The organism is Paenibacillus sp. 481, assembly GCF_021223605.1.
In the GTDB taxonomy this organism is placed as follows: domain Bacteria; phylum Bacillota; class Bacilli; order Paenibacillales; family Paenibacillaceae; genus Paenibacillus_B.
Genome location: NZ_CP075175.1, coordinates 3,349,563 through 3,366,323 on the forward strand (window position 1 = coordinate 3,349,563; position 16,761 = coordinate 3,366,323).

Here is a 16,761-nt window from a genome sequence, read left to right on the forward strand (position 1 = left end):
GACCGTAAAGAAATGATGGATTTCTGCGGTTAACCCTTGCTTTTTTTCATACACTATATACACGACATCCGGGATTGATTCATCGAAGTACAGGTGTGTAAGGATGTAAGAGGAGGTGCGGTACATGTCCGACCACAACAAGAATGAAAATAACGACAAGAAGGCCACTAGCTCTGAGAAGGCTGAACATGTACATAAGGCAGAGCAAGTCGACAAGCTTAATCCTTATAGACATATTGAAAATGAGTCTGGCAACCCGTGGAGCGAAAGTGATGCGCAAGCTATCTTAACTGGCGAGAAGGAATATATTCGTCAGCAGCTGCGTTACTGGCAGCCTTATGATATAGCCGCGCTGTATCGAGCGGCGGGATTTGCAAATCGTGCGCGGTTGTTAGACGCCTTGAAGCGCGATCAATTGACAGAGATGATGCGTGAGCTGGAACCAATGCTTCAGCTCGAAGCGTTGCGCAGCCTCGGGCACGAGCGTGCGGCAGAAGTGCTTAACCGCATGGATAACGACGATGCGGCTGATATGATGGCCGAGGTTGGCGATGAGGCAAAAGAGTATTTGCTGTCTCTGATGGCACGTGAGGAGTCGGACACGGTACGGCAGTTGTTGACCTACGAGCCAGAGACTGCCGGCGGTTTGATGACGAACCGTTATGTCTGGTTCTACGATCGGTACACGGTGCGCGAAGCGGTGGAGAAAATAAAGGCGTTCGCAGAGCTGACGAAGCATGTGCACTATTTTTATGTCGTAAATGAACAAAAACGGCTTGTAGGTACCTTATCCTACCGCGAATTAGTGCTAGCTGCGGAGGACGAGCTTATTAGCCGTCTGATGAACGAAAAAGTAATTTCCGTCACGGCCGACCAAGACCAAGAAGATGTGGCGCGCTTATTTGAGCACTATGACTTTATTTCGATGCCAGTTGTCGATGCCGAAGACCGCCTAATCGGTATCGTGACGGTTGACGATGTGATCGACGTGTTGCGCGAAGAGGCTAACGAGGACATTAACAAATTGTCCGCCACAGGCAAGGCGATCAATTTTCGTACGAACGCTTGGACAGCCTCGCGTCGTCGTCTTCCGTGGCTCATTATGCTGCTGTTCCTCGGTTTAATTTCGGGCAGCATTATTAGTCGCTTTGAACATACGCTTCAGCAGGCTGTGGCCCTGACCTTTTTTATGCCGATGATAGCGGGCATGACTGGTAATACGGGCACGCAGTCGTTGGCTGTAGTTGTGAGGGGGCTTGCTTCTGAAAAATTAGACCGCAGCACGGTTGTGCGCCTCTTGCGACGTGAATTGTTCGTCGGACTCATAATCGGTACGGTATGCGGCTTAGCGGTGGCACTTATAGCGGGGATGTGGCAGTCCAGCTTGGCGCTCGGCTTTGTCGTCGGCAGCTCGCTCTTTTTGACGGTCATCATCGGAACGATGGCGGGCACGGCCATTCCGCTGTTATTGTATCGACTTAATGTCGACCCTGCGGTTGCATCGGGGCCGCTCATTACGACTTTAAATGACATTTTCTCTTTGACCGTTTATTTTGGTACGGCGACCCTCTTTTTATCGTATTTAATTTAGAGTTTTGGGGCATGTTATAAAGGTGGATATAGCGGTTATTTTGATGGATATTTTTACAAATAAGTTTTTTTGAAAAAGGGGTTGTCAATCTCGTTATTCTTTGATATATTATTACTTGTCGCCGCGAGGTGACGGTGAGAATAACGAGCACGGCCCGTTGGTCAAGGGGTTAAGACACCTCCCTTTCACGGAGGTAACAGGGGTTCGAATCCCCTACGGGTCACCAACCTTTATTTTAAGTAGAGGTTACGGCAAACAGCAATGTTAGTCATCGAGAGCCATTAGCTCAGTTGGTAGAGCACCTGACTTTTAATCAGGGTGTCGTAGGTTCGAGTCCTACATGGCTCACCAGTTTTATTTCCCTAAATGTGCGGTAGTGGTGGAATGGCAGACACGCTATCTTGAGGGGGTAGTGGGTGTATACCCGTGGAGGTTCGAGTCCTCTCTACCGCACCATAATTATTTAAACTAGAAGCCTTAGTACAAGGGCTTTTTTTGTTTTTATAAACCACTTACCGATCAGAACAATAACATTCTGAAAGGGAGTGGTTTTTTTGTTGTTTACATTTGCAATTCGATTACTTCCTACTTACTAATAAATTCTCGATTAAAGAGAGCGACATTTACTCAGATGTGGTGTCATCTACTTGCGATCCTTAAATAAATGGGTTGCAAACAACGGGGCATTTAACTCATTTTAAAATTGCTCTCTATTCATTATATTTAATCTGAAATGTTATAATTATGTAGTGTAATCATTTGTGATAGCTTAGGAAAATGTTTTATGGTAACTACATGTATATATGCTCAACTATCCGTAGTCATTTCACTAATGTGCATGATTCCAGAAAGTAATCGTTCTAGTGGAAAGGGGTTATGAATGTATAAAAAGATATTAATAGTTCTTCAGTTGTCCAAACACACTCATTGGATCAATTATCCTCCAAAACCGACAATGTGTACCTTCAACGTTCCTATTCCTTTGTTTTGATTTTCCATTAGTAGGAGTACTCCAATTTCACAAATTCTATTTGAATAGTCGATAGAGAAAGAGATAAATAGATTTATTAACTGTTATCAGGAGAGTGTGTTGCACATGCATATTCCGTATAAGAGCTTGTTAAAAGAAAAAAACTTTACCTATTTATTGATGGGAAGGCTATTGAAAAGAAGTGCGTTAATTTTATTTAGCATGGAGATTATATGGTTGACTATGGAGTTAACTAATAATTCGCCGTTTTATGTATCAATGATGGTAATAGCAGAGACATTACCTTTTTTAATTTTAGGGATTTACGGTGGCATTAAGGCTGATGTGTGGAATAAAAAAACAATAATGGTGATTTGCGATGCGGCAACAGCAATTTTGTTGATAACCATTCCATTTTTATATTCATTAGGATATATAAACTATGTTACTTTAATGGTTTTAGCTGTTGGTATAAGTATTTGTAACTGTTTTGCTGAACCAAGTTTCAGAGCTATATTGCCAGAGATTTTGTCAAAAGAAAAGTTACAAGAAGGAAATGCGTTACTAGATTCGATTCAACGTGGGGCAAGTATTTTAGTTCCAGCCTCTATAGGTGTTGTCTTGAAATTAACTACTCAAATCCATTTATTTAGTTTGGCTTTTCTTTTCGTATTAGGCGCTGGTATTTTTCATTTACTAATAACTTACACACCAAAAAAGACAGACGTTGATGTGCCGCTTCAAAAAGAAGGCACAATGACGGATTTGAAATTGACTATCAAATATTTAAGGGAAAATAAAGATATTTCATTCATTGTGATTGTTCAAGGGCTAAGTATTTTAATCAATACTGGTTTATGGCGTGTTGGTCTACCTATTTATTTAGAAACATATTTGGAGAGCGGAATATCAACATTTGGTTATATAACAGGGATACTTGGTGCAGCAGCATTTATAAGTTCTATTTTACTGGGCTCATTTAAACGTATTAACCCGATACTTATATTTAATTTTGGTATTATTATATGGGGAATAGGACTTGTATCAATAAGTATTGTCCCCTCGATACCTGTCATATATACAGCTACAATTCTGATAGGAATAGGGCAGGCATGTGAGGGACTTTCTAGAATTATCATTATTCAAGATCAAGTGCCCAAACATATGTTAGGGAAAGTATTTAGTATATCTTCTTCAATAAATTATGCTAGTGATACACTTTCTCTCGGATTTATTAGTGCTATATTAGCTCTAGTGTCAATTGCTACTGTATTTTCTGGTGGTGGATTATTAATAATCGTAACAGGAGTAATTGGGGCTGTATCTTTAAAAGAGCGGTATAACAAAATGAAGAATGAACAATTAAACGAAGAAAGGTTGAGTTAAAGGGGTTCATTTATCAGTTGAATTAGTTTCTCACCATGGATTCGTAGCTGAAGACTTTGAGGCTTGTAATTGTGTAGGACAACAAAGCCCAATTCCTCAACCGTATAAGCGAGAAATTAGGCTTTGTATTTGTCCTTCTTATTAGACGATTATTCCGTAAGATACAACTGATCGGTTATTGATTCAATCAATGGAGTTAAATCCTGAATTAAAGCACGATATCTTTCACTATTTTTCATCGCATCTAACTGCTCTTTATTGTCCCAAATGCTTATTACACCAAAAGAGTGATTATCAGCAGTAGGTTCTAGGAAATGTACTTGCTCACAGCCTGCATCTTTATTAATAGGTACAAGAACGTCCCGCCCTATTTTCCGTAATTGCTCTTCCATGCCTGCTTTGCTTTTGAAATGAACGACTCTAACGAACATTCTTTTTCCCCCTCCTTCATTGACTACGAAACCATTTTTGTTATCAACCACGAATCCATCTTATGGAGAGCGTCAGTAGAAGATGTGTGAATAAGTGCATCATGTAAAGAAGCGATCGTTGTACGTGTTAAAATAGTCTGCCAAGCATGTTCTGCTTCTTCCATCACATCATTGAGTAGACAGTTTTGCTCTTCCTTTAATTCAAATAGGGCACGAAACACGCCGTTTGAGCGATAAAGAGATTCGACACCCTCTATGGCCATATACACATCGTATGTTCGAATATGTTCAGGACTAGCTAGTAAACGAAATCCACCTTTTACACCTGGCACTGAAGACGCAAGTCCTGCTTGTACAAGCTTTCTCATTAGCTTTTGTAGATAAGTTGGCGAAACATGTAACAATTGACTTAATGATTCGCCTGACAACATGGCTTGATTAGGTAATCGATGAAGTAGCAAGAGAGCATATACGGCTTGTTCTAAGCCAGTCGTCATTTTCATGCGCTATCATGCTTCGATTTTTTTGGAGTAACATCATGACCATGAGCATCTAATATCGTTAATCCTGTAAAGGAAGTATTGACATGCCCCCGAATAATTTGTAAATACTGTTGGCGCAAGACATCGCGTTCTTCTAACTCGGAATGTGTTAGACCGTTCCCCTTATTTTTTCTAGCTAATACGTTGATTCGATCCAAAATGTTAATCATATATGTTCTCTCCCTTTTTTATAAAAGTTCTGTTGCAAGCAAACGGTAAGACTGTAGCCTTGCTTCATGACTATGGCTGATTGTTCCGATTACAGCTTCATTGATATTAAATTGCTCGTCGTGTTGACGGAGTGTATCTGCTACTTCTTTTGCGCTTCCTACAAGGAATCGACTACGGTTGTGCTGAATACGCATTTTATCCATTTCCGTATAGGAATAATTCATTGCTTCTTCTGGCGACAATATTTGAAAAGGAATTCCTTTTTCTAAGAACAATAAATTCAAATCTAAACTAGCTGCATGATACTCAGCTTCTTCAGATGTTTGTGCCGCCATCACGAAATAACCTACATTGACTTGTGGGGTAGCCATGATTTCTGATGGCGTGAAATTGGTGCGATATGCATCCAGCATCGAAGCTGATAATTGCCCGCTAATAAATTGCGCATATGAATAGCCGATACCGAATCGTCCTGCTTGGGCAGCACTGCTTCCGCTTGAGCCTAATAACCACACTTCTGGTAGTGGAGCACCCGCAGGAGCAGCCAATGTACGCTTATACACGCTATCATCGGGAATATTTTCAGTCATCAGCATGATGGTGTCTTTTAGTTTATCGTATTGGTTATCCATCTTGGGCTGCCTGCCCTCATGCAAAGCATAGGTAGACATCCGATCGCCGCCAGGTGCACGGCCGACGCCAAAATCAATTCGATTTGGATACAACGTCGATAAGGTCTTAAACACTTCTGCCATTTTTAATGGTGAGTAGTGCATAAGCATGATTCCACCTGACCCGACACGAATCTGATTCGTGACGGATGCGATATGAGCAATCAAGATTTCAGGTGATGCACTAGCTATATTTTCAGATCCGTGATGCTCGGAGTACCAGATTCGGTTATATCCTAATTGGTCAACTAATTGAGCCAACTCAATCGAGTGTTGTAACGTTTCAGCAGAAGTCTGTCCATCTGAAGTTGGTGTTTGATCCAAGACGCTTAATTTCATAATATAAACCTTCTTTCGTTATTATTATAGATACACAATATCCACGATTAGATGAAATAGAAAAGCGTACAGAACGTGCTAATGCCTGTGCTATACGCTTTGCTAAAACATCCTTCTAAGGAACCGTTATTTGCGCTGTTGACTTCTGTTGACTCAGATGAGCGTAAGGTAACGGCTCCTTATTGTATGAAGAATGTCTTATAGTCGAATGATTCGAATGGAGATTAGAGCTTGCCATTCCAAGTTGTTACTTCGTCAACACCCAATCTCACCGTTGGGAACCCTGGTTGCGCTGCTTTACCCACTGGAATCATAATGACGTTGACCAAATGGTCTGGCACATTAAACTCTTTGCGGAATTGTTCAGTACTATAGCCGAGCATAGGTACCGTATCATAGCCTCTCGCTTTTGCTGCGAGCATCAACTGCATCGCTACGAGACCACCGTCAAGATTGTGCCATTCTCTTTTTGTTTGTTCACTTACAGAACCGTAGTAACCCTCTACACTGCTGTTAATTCTGTCTTTAATTTCTGTCGTCATATAACCAGCATCTACAGCTCTTTGATTGATTTTATCAGCGTTCTCCACGGTATAAGCGTCCATATCACCCAATATCACAATGACTGCGGATGCATCAGCTACTTGCTGTTGTCCCAAAGCCATTGGAAGCAGCTTTTGTTTAAGAGCTGGGTCTGTAAAGACCATAAAACGCCAAGGATTTAGGTTCGTTCCACTCGGAGCAAGCATAGCTTCTGCAATAATTTCTTTGATTTCTTCGTCAGACATCTTGAACGAAGGGTCAAACATGCGCACCGAACGGCGGTCCTTGATTACGTCATAAAAATTTGCATTACGATTAACTATTTTCATATTTGAAATACCTCCAACATGTATTTTGTATAATGATAATGAACTCATTATGGATGAGTCATTTTGATGTTAGCCTCTCGCGCTCACTCCATATAAGTTGCTTACGAGACTTATTATGTTATAGTACGGAGATAATGAAAAGTACGCACTTTTTTGTGATATAGACACCTTTTTGTACGATAGGCACGAAAAAGTACCTATAAAAAAGAAGAGGGATTCGTATGGAGAAGCAATATAACAACCGAATAGAAGTCGTTTTAGAGGTTATCGGGGGCAAATGGAAAGCGCATATTTTGTATCACTTAGCTAGAGGCCCCATTCGAACAGGAGAATTAAAACGGTTGGTAACGGGGATCACCCAAAAAATGCTGACCGAACAATTAAAAGAGCTTGAGCAAGATGGATTGATTTCGCGGAAAGTATACAATCAAGTTCCGCCAAAAGTTGAGTATTCACTTACGGAATATGGTGAGTCGTTGAAAGAGGTGTTGAAGGTGCTTTGTGATTGGGGCGGAGAGTATATTAAGTACAAGTATCCGAATGGTGAGGTTGTCGTGAGAAATAGTGAGGGTGATATTTAATTACTATGTATAGGCGGCCTTATGGTTCTGAGCGGTAGTGGTGAAATGGTAGACACGCTATCTTGAGGGGGGAGTGGGTGTATACCCGTGGAGGTTCGAGTTCTCTTTACTGCGCCATAATATTTTAAGCGATTTATAATATCGAACTTAGAAGGTGTGCACAGAGGCACACTTTTTTTTGTTCTCATTTTGATTATTTGCATCTAAAACCTTTTTCCTCTAAATAAGCGTAATTAAACAAAATATGGTTTACACGTATGTAGGTTGATGGTAAGAACGACTGAATGTATTAATCTGGAACTTATCTGTGGGAAGGTGATAACGTGAATCGTGAAACGACACCTTTGGGAGAACTGCTGCAACAATACAGGTTTAAAGCAAATCTGTCTTTAGCTAAATTAGAATCATTGGTTAAAATATCTAAAGGTGGATTGTCCAACATTGAAACTGGGGAGCAGATCGCGAATAAAAGATTGTGAAGTAATAATTTCATTTAAATGGAAAATAGTACTTGGTCTACATGATAAGTAACACAAGTGGATTGATCTATTAAGGAGTCTAACAATGATTGTCGTCAGGCTCCTTTTCTGTGTCCATTATGTATGTTTAAAATCGTTTATTTCAGAATACTTGAGTCGTACTTTCCATTGCCCGAAGATTTTTTAAATTTTTATCTATCACAAACGGCTTTAGACCATTTTCGAATGTCGGATGTACGGGAGAGATTGAAATTTTCTCAATCGATGACATCATTCAATGGAACAAACCATACGATCATCCCTCACGGATTATTGTTGCCTGCATCATTGAGGATAATATCATCATCGACCTGAATGATGTAGCACAAGGAAAGAATACATGTATTTGACAGAAGGCCCGTGCCATTTCGATCTTGCTCGTTCATTGTTTTGTGATTTCCAAACTTGGCTAGATAGATTTGTAATAAACTCCGCAAGGAGGGGATTTCAGGAACAATTCGGTGGCTCCTGAATGACATTATAGTTTGCAATTTTACAATCAAAAACATTGTGCATGTGTGTTAATCGGAATGAACCTAGAATGCATACATATCTCTACAAAATGAACATTACAGGGCCGGAATGAAAATGTAGGGATATGAATAAATCATACCCCGCGCGATTTATTAGAAGAAGAACGGAAGTAAGAACAAAGACGCAATAAACGGGAAGGGAAAACGGCGTTGAATAAAACGGCGTCTCGGAAAGAAGCCAGAATGAAATCCGAATTGTCTGGAGCTACCTTGCATCGGATTCATCATTTCATCGGTAGGAATTGCAAGTATGACATGATCTTGACCGACGTGTGCGATGAAGCCATCATGCTTATTACCGTCATGGGTTTGGATACCAACATATTTGTTCATGCAGGTCCTGCAAAGTTGATTTAAGTAATTTGAATCCATAACCAACCTCCTAGATTGTTGTGACTACAGCAATAGTCTATTGTCGTTTAAATTAGGTGGTCACGGCTAATGTCTATGAGCTGGCTGGTTAAATTAACTTAATAAATCTATGAGATTTGTAGAGCCCATCTTGGTATATGGGTTTTTTTGTTATTCGAGTCCAAATTTATGGATGAGCCAGTCTAATTCTGGTTTTTTAACGGGTGTACCAAACATGCAAACGAAGAGGAGTTCCACTTGTTTTTGGCCGCGAAGTTCTTCACTATAACCACTAAATGTCATGTCATAAATCTCCCTTCTATTTTTTCCTAACATAGTTCTACAATTACCGCAAAAGACCTGTTCCCGTTTATTCCCTCAAGCTCGCTCATTCAATAATCGGTGTGTGATTGGATATTTTAGTGCCTGTTCTCAAATAGTAACAAGGATGAAGAAATCGTCTATAGCTTAGAATCTGTTCAGGAATAGGAAGGGTTTGAGCGCATGTCACAACCTACAATCCCACAGCCGAAGTCGTTCGGTCCATTGGGCAATTTGCCGCAACTTAATCTCGAAGCACCTGTGCAGTCCTTGATGCGATTAGCGGAGGAATACGGGCCTATATTTCGCTTGGAATTGCCAGGAGGAAGAAAGGAAGTTTACATTTCAGGTCATCAATTGGTGGAAGATGCTTGCGATGAGTTGCGGTTTGATAAACGAATATGGGCGCCGCTGCAAAAAGTAAGTGCCTTTACCGGAGACGGCTTGTTCACGAGTGCGACTCAGGAACCGAATTGGCAGAGGGCGCACCATATTTTACTGCCCAGCTTCAGCCAGTTGGCGATGCGCGGCTATCATGAGATGATGGTCGACATTGCTGTGCAGCTTGTTCAGAAATGGATGCGCTTGAATCCGGATGAAAGTATCGACGTGGCGGAGGATATGACGCGTTTAACGTTGGATACGATCGGGTTATGCGGTTTCAATTACCGCTTCAACAGCTTTTATCGCGAACAATCTCATCCGTTCATTACGAGCATGACACGCGCATTAGATGAAGCGATGAGTCAATTGCAGCGACTGGGCATCCAAGATAAGCTGATGGTCATTACGAAACGCCAGTATCAACATGATATTCAAGCGATGTTCTCACTCGTAGACAAGATCATTGCCGAGCGGAGAGCACAAGGGCAGTCGGGCAGTGACGGCGATGATCTACTATCTCATATGTTGAATGGCAAAGACCCGGATACGGGTGAAGGGCTGGACGACGAAAATATTCGTTATCAGATTATTACGTTTCTCATTGCTGGACATGAAACGACGAGTGGATTGCTGTCGTTTGCGCTGTATTATTTACTAAAACATCCTGACAAGTTGAACAAAGCCTATGAAGAAGTGGATCGTGTCCTCACAGATGCGATACCTACGTATAACCAAGTACGTGAGCTTACCTACATACGTATGATTCTGAACGAATCGCTGCGTCTATGGCCGACGGCTCCTGCATTTGCCCTCTACGCGAAGGAAGACACGATGTTGGCGGGACAATACCCGATGAAGCAAGGGGATAGTGTCAATGTGTTAGTTCCGGTGCTTCATCGTGATCAAGCCGTGTGGGGAGAGGATGTTGAAGCGTTTCGCCCTGAGCGGTTCGAAGATATCAGCCAAGTACCGCATCATGCGTTTAAGCCGTTCGGTAATGGACAGCGTGCTTGTATCGGTCAGCAGTTCGCGATCCAAGAAGCTGTTCTCGTGCTAGGGATGGTGTTGAAGCATTTTGAGATTATTGACCATACGAATTATCAGTTAAAAGTAAAGGAAACGTTGACCTTGAAGCCGGACGGTTTCACGATGCGTGTTCGTTCGCGGAGTAAGCATGGGCTGATCGTTGCGCCAGCCGACGGTGCTGCATCAGCCTCTGGTGTGGCTTCTGATTCGGCTTCTCCTGCGCCTAAAGATGCTCTAGTTTCCACGAGTCGAGTGGATGCTCATCATACGCCGCTGCTCATTCTCTACGGTTCCAATCTGGGGACAGCAGAAGGAATAGCACGGGAATTAGCGGATATGGCTCGTTATCAAGGGTTCAAGACGGAGGTCGCGCCACTGAATGTTTGGGCCGCCAAGCTCCCGAAGGAAGGCGTTGTTCTCATTATATCTGCCTCCTATAATGGCAAGCCACCAAGCAATGCACGCGAGTTTGTCGAGTGGCTTCAGGGAGCAGATGCCTCCGAATGTGAAGGCGTGCGCTATGCAGTCTTCGGCTGCGGGGATCATAACTGGGCATCCACGTACCAAGAGGTGCCGCGCTTTATTGATGAGCAGCTTGCAGCTAAGGGGGCGACACGTCTTACGAAGCTCGGCTGCGGGGATGCGAGCGGCGATTTTGAGATTCAGATCGAGCAATGGCGCGGGCAGCTCTGGCAAGATGTCATGGCAGAGCTTGGCTTACAAGTGAATGAAGATGCCGTTAAGGAAACGAGCAATCTAACCGTTCAATTCGTAAGCAGCATCGTTGGTAGTCCATTGGCACAATCATACGAAGCGATCAATGCCAAGATTGTGGAGAACCGTGAGCTGCAAAGCTCAGATAGTGGTCGTAGCACTCGCCATCTAGAAATTGCGCTCCCCGAAGGAGTCAGCTACAGCGAAGGGGACCACATCGGTGTGCTGCCTCTTAATCGGCAGGATGTGGTTAAGCGAGTGCTGCGTCGTTACCGACTCAACGGCAGCGATCAACTCATTTTAAGTGGCACAGGTAGAAGCGCGGCACATCTACCTTTGGAGCGGCCCGTCAGCTTATTTGAATTGTTGAGTCACAGTGTCGAGCTGCAAGAGGCGGCGAGTCGTGCCCAATTGCGTGAGCTTGCTTCATATACGGTCTGTCCGCCGCACAAGCGAGAATTGGAGGCTTTATTGGAGGAAGATGCCTATAAGGCCCACGTGCAAAAGAAGCGGGTGACCATGTTGGAGCTGCTGGAACGTTACGAAGCTTGTGAGCTTCCATTCGAACGATTTATCGAGTTGCTGCCGCCGTTGAAGGCAAGGTACTATTCGATTTCCAGCTCCCCTCGTGTCCGTCCGGATCAGGCTAGCATTACGGTTGGCGTTGTACGTGGCCCTGCATGGAGCGGCGAAGGGGAATATCGCGGCGTAGCTTCGAACTATTTGGCGGAGCGGCAGAGCGGAGATTCGATTGTGCTTTTCGTGCGCACGCCGGAATCGGATTTCCAGCTGCCGCAAGATACGGCGACGCCGATTATTATGGTCGGACCGGGTACAGGCGTGGCTCCGTTCCGCGGCTTCCTACAGGCACGGCGCGTCATGCAGCAGGATGGGGGGCAGCTTGGCCCTGCTCATTTGTACTTCGGTTGCCGCAGCGAGTGCGATTATATTTATCGTGACGAGCTGGCGCAGTATGAGCGCGACGATATCGTAACGCTGCATACTGCGCTTTCTCGTGTGGAGGGCAAGCCGAAGACGTATGTGCAGCATCTTATGGAGCAGGATGGAGAGCTGTTGATTCACATGCTTGATCAAGGTGGGCACTTGTATATATGCGGTGACGGCAGCAAGATGGCGCCAGATGTAGAAGCGACGCTGAAGCGAGCGTATGAACAGGTTCATGGGGCAAATGCGCAACAGTCGGCAGCTTGGTTGGAGCGGCTGCAAGATGAGGGGCGCTATGCGAAGGATGTATGGGCGGGGATTTAAGTACAACATTTAAGACTAATTTCTAATTCTAGTGTGCTCATCAATGTGATCAGGGCTATTTACGTTTCTTTATCACTTTGATTATGTGTAATCAATTAAGCTAAGCATCAAAAAAAAGCCTTTGGAATGACCTCCAAAGGCTTTGTGCTTGTCTGTGGATAACTTTTTTTATCGAGACCCTATTCAACATCATAACAGAGCGTAAAGAAACAGTCTATACTTTTGTTGGGATTTTTAATAAAGTTAGGTAGCCGGCAAAAAGAGAAGAAACGGAGTGTTGATGCGTGGAACTTTTTTGCCACCTCAAGCAAGCTGATTTACAGGATTATGTGGAAAAAGTATTGGGAACGGGTTATTTCGTCGCGAATGTAACGAAAATGCATGGCGGTGCCCAAAAGGTTGTCTACAAAATAGATTGTAGCAATGGGTTCTCCTGCGTTCTGTATGTATGGGATCTGACGATGAATTATTTTCAAGAAGAAATAGCAAACCGTGATATTAATGAACAATCTTACGGGAGTCATTTATTTGAACGGAACAATCAATTTTTAATAGAACGAGGGCTGCAAACGCCTGCTCTTTATGATTTGAATAAGGAAAGAAACCGTTATCCCTTTGATTATGCGCTCGTTGAATATGTAGAAGGGCAAAAGGCGGAAGTCTATTTCGATCATCCTGATGCACATGTTCAAGATAAAGTGTTTCAGCGGTTAGGAGATATGCTCACGGTTATGCATGGCAACGAAAGTGATAGATATGGCAAGTTGAATCATAACGCAACGAACACGGGAAAATGCTATCACTCGCAAATGGAAAATGCACCAGCCCAGTTAGCCTATGCCTCGCAACACATTGCAAGCATCGGGGCCAATCAAAGCAAGCTGCTTGATACGTTATATGAGATGGAAGCAAGGCTTGAGCCTAGAAGTCGCTATGGTTTTATACATGGGGAGCTTGGGCCTGATCATGTGCTCGTGACGGATCAATTGGAACCGTATTTTATCGATATTGAAGGGGCGCAGTTCTTTGATATTGAGCATGAACACAGCTTTTTGGAGTTTCGGTTCGGGGATCATTATCGTTATCTCAAAAATGATCATCTCGATCGCGATAGGATGTTATTTTATCGGTTGCACCATCATATCGCGCTAACATCGGGTGGTTTGAAGCTACTGCATAGAGGCTTTCCGGATCAGCAGTTTGCAAAAGATCTCGCCGAGTATCACAGCGAATGTGCGCTGAGGTTTATTCAAGCTTATAAATAGACGTTATGAAGCCGCTGAAATCATCAGCGGCTTCATTGCGAATCGGATTAGAAATAGGTAACTACGATATAATTGACGTATAAATTTCCATCTGCTGCATAATTATAAACCGTAGCATTACCAGGTTTCAACGCGGTGGCCTTCCCATATTGGTCTAGACTAACTACACCATGGCCGCTAACAAGTACCACTCTTGAGCCCTGCATGCCAAACCACTTAGACCAGCCGACTCTTAATTTTGTAATCGGATTAATGATTGTTGCTTGGGTTTCAACTGATTGCTGATTCAAGGATTCGGCGCCAACCGAGCCTGACAGAAGACCGAAAGCTAATACAGTGGATAATATGGCTTTACTTAACATTTTCATTTTAAACACCTCCAGTTGTGAAAATATATGCGGTTGTTTGAGGAACATGAATTCCAAAAAATACCTATAAATTAACTCTCCTTATGGTGTTCATTTCAATTGGATTCAAAAAGAAAAAGCTGCTTCATTCACGCGTACTTTCTTATATTTTTTTGAGCCAGGTCAGACTATTTACCTCGTAATTAATTGTGGGGAGAGTGGCTTCGACTATGCTACTCATGTTAGAGGGAGTTATCTTTTTAGGAACGTCACACTAGACCCTGGAACATACGCTGCATTGTACATTACTTATGCTTATTTTCCAGTTAAGGTTGATGGTTGGGTGGCAACTCGTTAAAAATATATTTTCAAAAAAAGAAATAGACCGCGTTCCTTATTAACGGAAACGGTCTATTTTTTCTTAAAACGCTTCTAGATAAAATGCCCAACTTAATTTCTAATTTCAAAATAATTAATATATAGATTACCGTCGGCTGCATAATTATAAACCGTAGCAGTACCAGCTCTCAAAGCAGTTACCATTCCGTATTGATTCACACTGACTATACCATGGCCGCTAACAAGCACCACTCTTGAGCCCTTCGTGCCTATCCCCTTAGACCAGCCGACTCTCATCTTATAAATGGGATTAATGATTGTTGCCTGCGTATCAACTGATTGTTGACTCAAGGATTCAGCGCCTACGGAGCCTGACAGGAGACCGAAAGCTAATACGGTGGATAATAATGCTTTGCTTAACATTTTCATTCTAACACCTCCAAAAATAATTCTATGCAGATGTTAGAGGATCATGAATTAGGATTTTATTTTCCCGATCGATAGATTCACTCGATAATTTCCATGTTTCAGTAGATGAGCGAGAAATACTTCAAGATCCTCATTAGCAGCAAAATGTCCAGTTAATACATAGCATCCTTCTCCACTAATCCGATGCACTTCGGTAACGGCATCCTCCGCCATCACGAACTTGTGGAAAGAGGTATGATTGGCTGATTCCACAAATAATGTAATAAAAGCCGTTATAGGTAGTCCTAGCTTCGCTTTATTCGTAACGATCGTATATTGCTCGATAATTCCCATATCTTCTAACCGCCTAATGCGATTTCCGACTGCTTGGCCCGTCATATGTATCTGTTGGCCGATGTCTTTCCACTGGATTCTGGAGTTTTCTTTGAGTAAAGCTAGTATCTCAAAATCGATATGATCAAAAATAAATATCAATCCTTTCATCGTGAAAGCAAACGGACGTAAAGCGTTTCGCCAACTTATTTAGCTTGCAGCCACGAATATCTATACTTAGTTATATCCTGATTCACTAGTTAGTAGCCATTGAAACAGTGATAACTCTACAACACTTCAAAGGAGGCACCAAGAATGCTCTTACAAGAAATTTTGGAGTACAACGATCAGTTTGTAGAAGAAAAAGAGTATCTACCCTACGAGGGAACGAAATTCCCTAAAAAGCGCATGGTTGTCGTAACGTGCATGGATGCTCGGCTTATTGAGCTGCTACCTAAAGCTCTAAACATACAAAATGGTGATGCCAAAATCATCAAAACAGCAGGTGGGACGATTACGCATGCATTTGGCAGCATTATGCGTAGTATCGTAACGGCTGTCTACGAACTGAATGCGGAAGAAATTTATATCATCGGTCACCACAATTGTGGGATGAGCCAGAGCAATCCGGAAGGAACCTTGCAAAAAATCATGGATCGGGGAGTGGCGACACCAGAAATTCTATCTTCACTTGAATATGCAGGCATCGACCTGCATAAATGGTTGTTCGGCTTTACGAATGTCGTGGATTCGATTAAAGGGAACATTGAATTAGTGCGGAATCATCCGCTCATTCCGAAAGAGGTTGCGGTTCACGGCCTGGCGATTGCGCCAGATACAGGCAAGCTGGATCTGATTGTAAACGGATATGAACAAGCGCCAGCTCAACTTAAGCAATAAGCGATATTCATTATACTAAACCAAAGGGAGCAATGAAACATGAATAGAAAAGAAGCGACACAACACATTTTGGAAGCTAAATTTGCAAAAGGATTAACTTGGAGTGAAATCGCGAAAGAAAGCGAGCATTCGGAGAGCTGGGTTGTAACGGCATTGCTGGGTCAAGCGACAATGACTCGTGAAGAAGCAGATAAAATGGGCAAATTGCTCGAACTCGATGAAAAAGTAGTACAAGCGCTCACACAAATTCCACACCGTGGCGATGTGATTGACATGCCGCCTTCAGATCCAGGCTTGTACCGTTTATACGAAATGCTGCTCGTATACGGTCCAACGGTTAGAGAGCTTATTTTGGAGAAGCTTGGCGAAGGTATCATGAGCGCAATCGATTTCCAATTCGACGTGCAAAAGCAAGAAGATCCGAACGGCGATCGCATCATTCTGACGATGAACGGAAAGTTTTTGCCATACCGTAAATGGTAATCGATCAAGGACGATT

The 16,761-nt window shown here is 42.8% G+C and carries 17 protein-coding genes and 4 tRNA genes; 12 read left to right on the forward strand and 9 right to left on the reverse strand.

Annotated elements, in window-relative coordinates:
• The first annotated feature begins 124 nt into the window (after positions 1 to 124).
• From mgtE to KIK04_RS14865, 5 genes are all read left to right on the forward strand, one after another.
• Complete coding sequence (gene mgtE, locus KIK04_RS14845; RefSeq protein ID WP_232274419.1) at positions 125 to 1,591, forward strand: magnesium transporter; 1,467 nt, start codon at positions 125 to 127, stop codon at positions 1,589 to 1,591.
• 151 nt (positions 1,592 to 1,742) lie between these two features.
• Positions 1,743 to 1,817, forward strand: a tRNA-Glu gene (locus tag KIK04_RS14850).
• A 49-nt stretch (positions 1,818 to 1,866) separates the two neighbouring features.
• Positions 1,867 to 1,942: transfer RNA gene (locus KIK04_RS14855), tRNA-Lys, on the forward strand.
• 19 nt (positions 1,943 to 1,961) lie between these two features.
• Positions 1,962 to 2,047, forward strand: a tRNA-Leu gene (locus KIK04_RS14860).
• A gap of 640 nt (positions 2,048 to 2,687) precedes the next feature.
• Positions 2,688 to 3,947 (forward strand): MFS transporter, encoded by a 1,260-nt coding sequence (locus KIK04_RS14865; RefSeq protein WP_232274420.1) that lies wholly within the window; start codon positions 2,688 to 2,690, stop codon positions 3,945 to 3,947.
• Positions 3,948 to 4,096: 149 nt separating this feature from the next.
• On the opposite strand, the gene KIK04_RS14870 is transcribed toward KIK04_RS14865, so the two are convergent.
• From KIK04_RS14870 to KIK04_RS14890, 5 genes are all read right to left on the reverse strand, one after another.
• Positions 4,097 to 4,429: a putative quinol monooxygenase gene (locus KIK04_RS14870; RefSeq protein WP_232274421.1), complete on the reverse strand. Its 333-nt coding sequence runs from the start codon at positions 4,427 to 4,429 to the stop codon at positions 4,097 to 4,099.
• Positions 4,402 to 4,881 carry an Rrf2 family transcriptional regulator gene (locus KIK04_RS14875; RefSeq protein ID WP_232274422.1) on the reverse strand — a complete coding sequence of 160 codons (480 nt, stop codon included), beginning with the start codon at positions 4,879 to 4,881 and terminating at the stop codon, positions 4,402 to 4,404. The genes KIK04_RS14870 and KIK04_RS14875 overlap by 28 nt, the downstream gene beginning before the upstream one ends.
• Positions 4,878 to 5,090 carry a DUF896 domain-containing protein gene (locus tag KIK04_RS14880; RefSeq protein WP_232274423.1) on the reverse strand — a complete coding sequence of 71 codons (213 nt, stop codon included), beginning with the start codon at positions 5,088 to 5,090 and terminating at the stop codon, positions 4,878 to 4,880. Before KIK04_RS14880 ends, KIK04_RS14875 begins: the two co-directional genes overlap by 4 nt.
• Before the next feature lie 18 nt (positions 5,091 to 5,108).
• Positions 5,109 to 6,101: an LLM class flavin-dependent oxidoreductase gene (locus KIK04_RS14885; protein ID WP_232274424.1), complete on the reverse strand. Its 993-nt coding sequence runs from the start codon at positions 6,099 to 6,101 to the stop codon at positions 5,109 to 5,111.
• Between the two features lie 224 nt (positions 6,102 to 6,325).
• The gene (locus KIK04_RS14890; RefSeq protein WP_232274425.1) at positions 6,326 to 6,973 is read right to left on the reverse strand and encodes a nitroreductase family protein; all 648 of its coding nucleotides are present in this window, start codon (positions 6,971 to 6,973) and stop codon (positions 6,326 to 6,328) included.
• Positions 6,974 to 7,194: 221 nt separating this feature from the next.
• Here KIK04_RS14890 and KIK04_RS14895 point away from each other — a divergent pair, with 221 nt between their 5' ends.
• The 3 genes from KIK04_RS14895 (at position 7,195) to KIK04_RS14905 (ending at position 8,033) form a co-directional block, all read left to right on the forward strand.
• A complete protein-coding gene (locus KIK04_RS14895; protein ID WP_232274426.1) occupies positions 7,195 to 7,554 on the forward strand; it encodes a winged helix-turn-helix transcriptional regulator in 360 nt (119 codons plus the stop codon).
• A gap of 31 nt (positions 7,555 to 7,585) precedes the next feature.
• Positions 7,586 to 7,671, forward strand: a tRNA-Leu gene (locus KIK04_RS14900).
• Between the two features lie 206 nt (positions 7,672 to 7,877).
• Positions 7,878 to 8,033 (forward strand): helix-turn-helix domain-containing protein, encoded by a 156-nt coding sequence (locus KIK04_RS14905; RefSeq protein WP_232274427.1) that lies wholly within the window; start codon positions 7,878 to 7,880, stop codon positions 8,031 to 8,033.
• A gap of 665 nt (positions 8,034 to 8,698) precedes the next feature.
• Here the strand turns inward: KIK04_RS14905 and KIK04_RS14910 are convergent.
• Entirely contained in the window at positions 8,699 to 8,938 is a 240-nt protein-coding gene (locus KIK04_RS14910) for a phosphatidylinositol kinase (RefSeq protein ID WP_232274428.1), read from the reverse strand.
• A gap of 522 nt (positions 8,939 to 9,460) precedes the next feature.
• Here KIK04_RS14910 and KIK04_RS14915 point away from each other — a divergent pair.
• Together KIK04_RS14915 and KIK04_RS14920 are read left to right on the forward strand one after the other, a co-directional pair.
• Positions 9,461 to 12,670, forward strand: coding sequence for a bifunctional cytochrome P450/NADPH--P450 reductase (locus tag KIK04_RS14915; protein ID WP_232274429.1), 3,210 nt, complete (start codon positions 9,461 to 9,463; stop codon positions 12,668 to 12,670).
• Between the two features lie 329 nt (positions 12,671 to 12,999).
• Entirely contained in the window at positions 13,000 to 13,935 is a 936-nt protein-coding gene (locus KIK04_RS14920; RefSeq protein WP_232278749.1) for a phosphotransferase, read from the forward strand.
• 47 nt (positions 13,936 to 13,982) lie between these two features.
• Here KIK04_RS14920 and KIK04_RS14925 read toward each other — a convergent pair whose 3' ends face one another.
• From KIK04_RS14925 to KIK04_RS14935, 3 genes are all read right to left on the reverse strand, one after another.
• Complete coding sequence (locus tag KIK04_RS14925; protein WP_232274430.1) at positions 13,983 to 14,303, reverse strand: BLB8/JUQZ-1 family protein; 321 nt, start codon at positions 14,301 to 14,303, stop codon at positions 13,983 to 13,985.
• A 429-nt stretch (positions 14,304 to 14,732) separates the two neighbouring features.
• The gene (locus KIK04_RS14930) at positions 14,733 to 15,050 is read right to left on the reverse strand and encodes a BLB8/JUQZ-1 family protein (protein ID WP_232274431.1); all 318 of its coding nucleotides are present in this window, start codon (positions 15,048 to 15,050) and stop codon (positions 14,733 to 14,735) included.
• A 48-nt stretch (positions 15,051 to 15,098) separates the two neighbouring features.
• Complete coding sequence (locus KIK04_RS14935; RefSeq protein WP_232274432.1) at positions 15,099 to 15,533, reverse strand: Lrp/AsnC family transcriptional regulator; 435 nt, start codon at positions 15,531 to 15,533, stop codon at positions 15,099 to 15,101.
• A gap of 144 nt (positions 15,534 to 15,677) precedes the next feature.
• Between KIK04_RS14935 and KIK04_RS14940 the strand changes: the two genes are divergently transcribed.
• Positions 15,678 to 16,262, forward strand: a complete 585-nt coding sequence (locus tag KIK04_RS14940) for a beta-class carbonic anhydrase (RefSeq protein ID WP_232274433.1) — start codon at positions 15,678 to 15,680, stop codon at positions 16,260 to 16,262.
• Between the two features lie 39 nt (positions 16,263 to 16,301).
• Positions 16,302 to 16,745 (forward strand): cyanase, encoded by a 444-nt coding sequence (gene cynS, locus KIK04_RS14945; protein WP_232274434.1) that lies wholly within the window; start codon positions 16,302 to 16,304, stop codon positions 16,743 to 16,745.
• Positions 16,746 to 16,761 lie beyond the last annotated feature (16 nt).

Coding starts and splice junctions, on each gene's coding strand:
- KIK04_RS14885 (WP_232274424.1), bottom strand. CDS start 6,101: ATGAAATTAAGCGTCTTGGATCAAACACCAACTTCAGATGGACAGACT.
- KIK04_RS14915 (WP_232274429.1), top strand. CDS start 9,461: ATGTCACAACCTACAATCCCACAGCCGAAGTCGTTCGGTCCATTGGGC.
- KIK04_RS14865 (WP_232274420.1), top strand. CDS start 2,688: ATGCATATTCCGTATAAGAGCTTGTTAAAAGAAAAAAACTTTACCTAT.
- KIK04_RS14910 (WP_232274428.1), bottom strand. CDS start 8,938: ATGAACAAATATGTTGGTATCCAAACCCATGACGGTAATAAGCATGAT.
- KIK04_RS14935 (WP_232274432.1), bottom strand. CDS start 15,533: ATGAAAGGATTGATATTTATTTTTGATCATATCGATTTTGAGATACTA.
- KIK04_RS14930 (WP_232274431.1), bottom strand. CDS start 15,050: ATGAAAATGTTAAGCAAAGCATTATTATCCACCGTATTAGCTTTCGGT.
- KIK04_RS14890 (WP_232274425.1), bottom strand. CDS start 6,973: ATGAAAATAGTTAATCGTAATGCAAATTTTTATGACGTAATCAAGGAC.
- mgtE (WP_232274419.1), top strand. CDS start 125: ATGTCCGACCACAACAAGAATGAAAATAACGACAAGAAGGCCACTAGC.
- KIK04_RS14925 (WP_232274430.1), bottom strand. CDS start 14,303: ATGAAAATGTTAAGTAAAGCCATATTATCCACTGTATTAGCTTTCGGT.
- KIK04_RS14895 (WP_232274426.1), top strand. CDS start 7,195: ATGGAGAAGCAATATAACAACCGAATAGAAGTCGTTTTAGAGGTTATC.
- KIK04_RS14880 (WP_232274423.1), bottom strand. CDS start 5,090: ATGATTAACATTTTGGATCGAATCAACGTATTAGCTAGAAAAAATAAG.
- KIK04_RS14940 (WP_232274433.1), top strand. CDS start 15,678: ATGCTCTTACAAGAAATTTTGGAGTACAACGATCAGTTTGTAGAAGAA.
- KIK04_RS14875 (WP_232274422.1), bottom strand. CDS start 4,881: ATGAAAATGACGACTGGCTTAGAACAAGCCGTATATGCTCTCTTGCTA.
- cynS (WP_232274434.1), top strand. CDS start 16,302: ATGAATAGAAAAGAAGCGACACAACACATTTTGGAAGCTAAATTTGCA.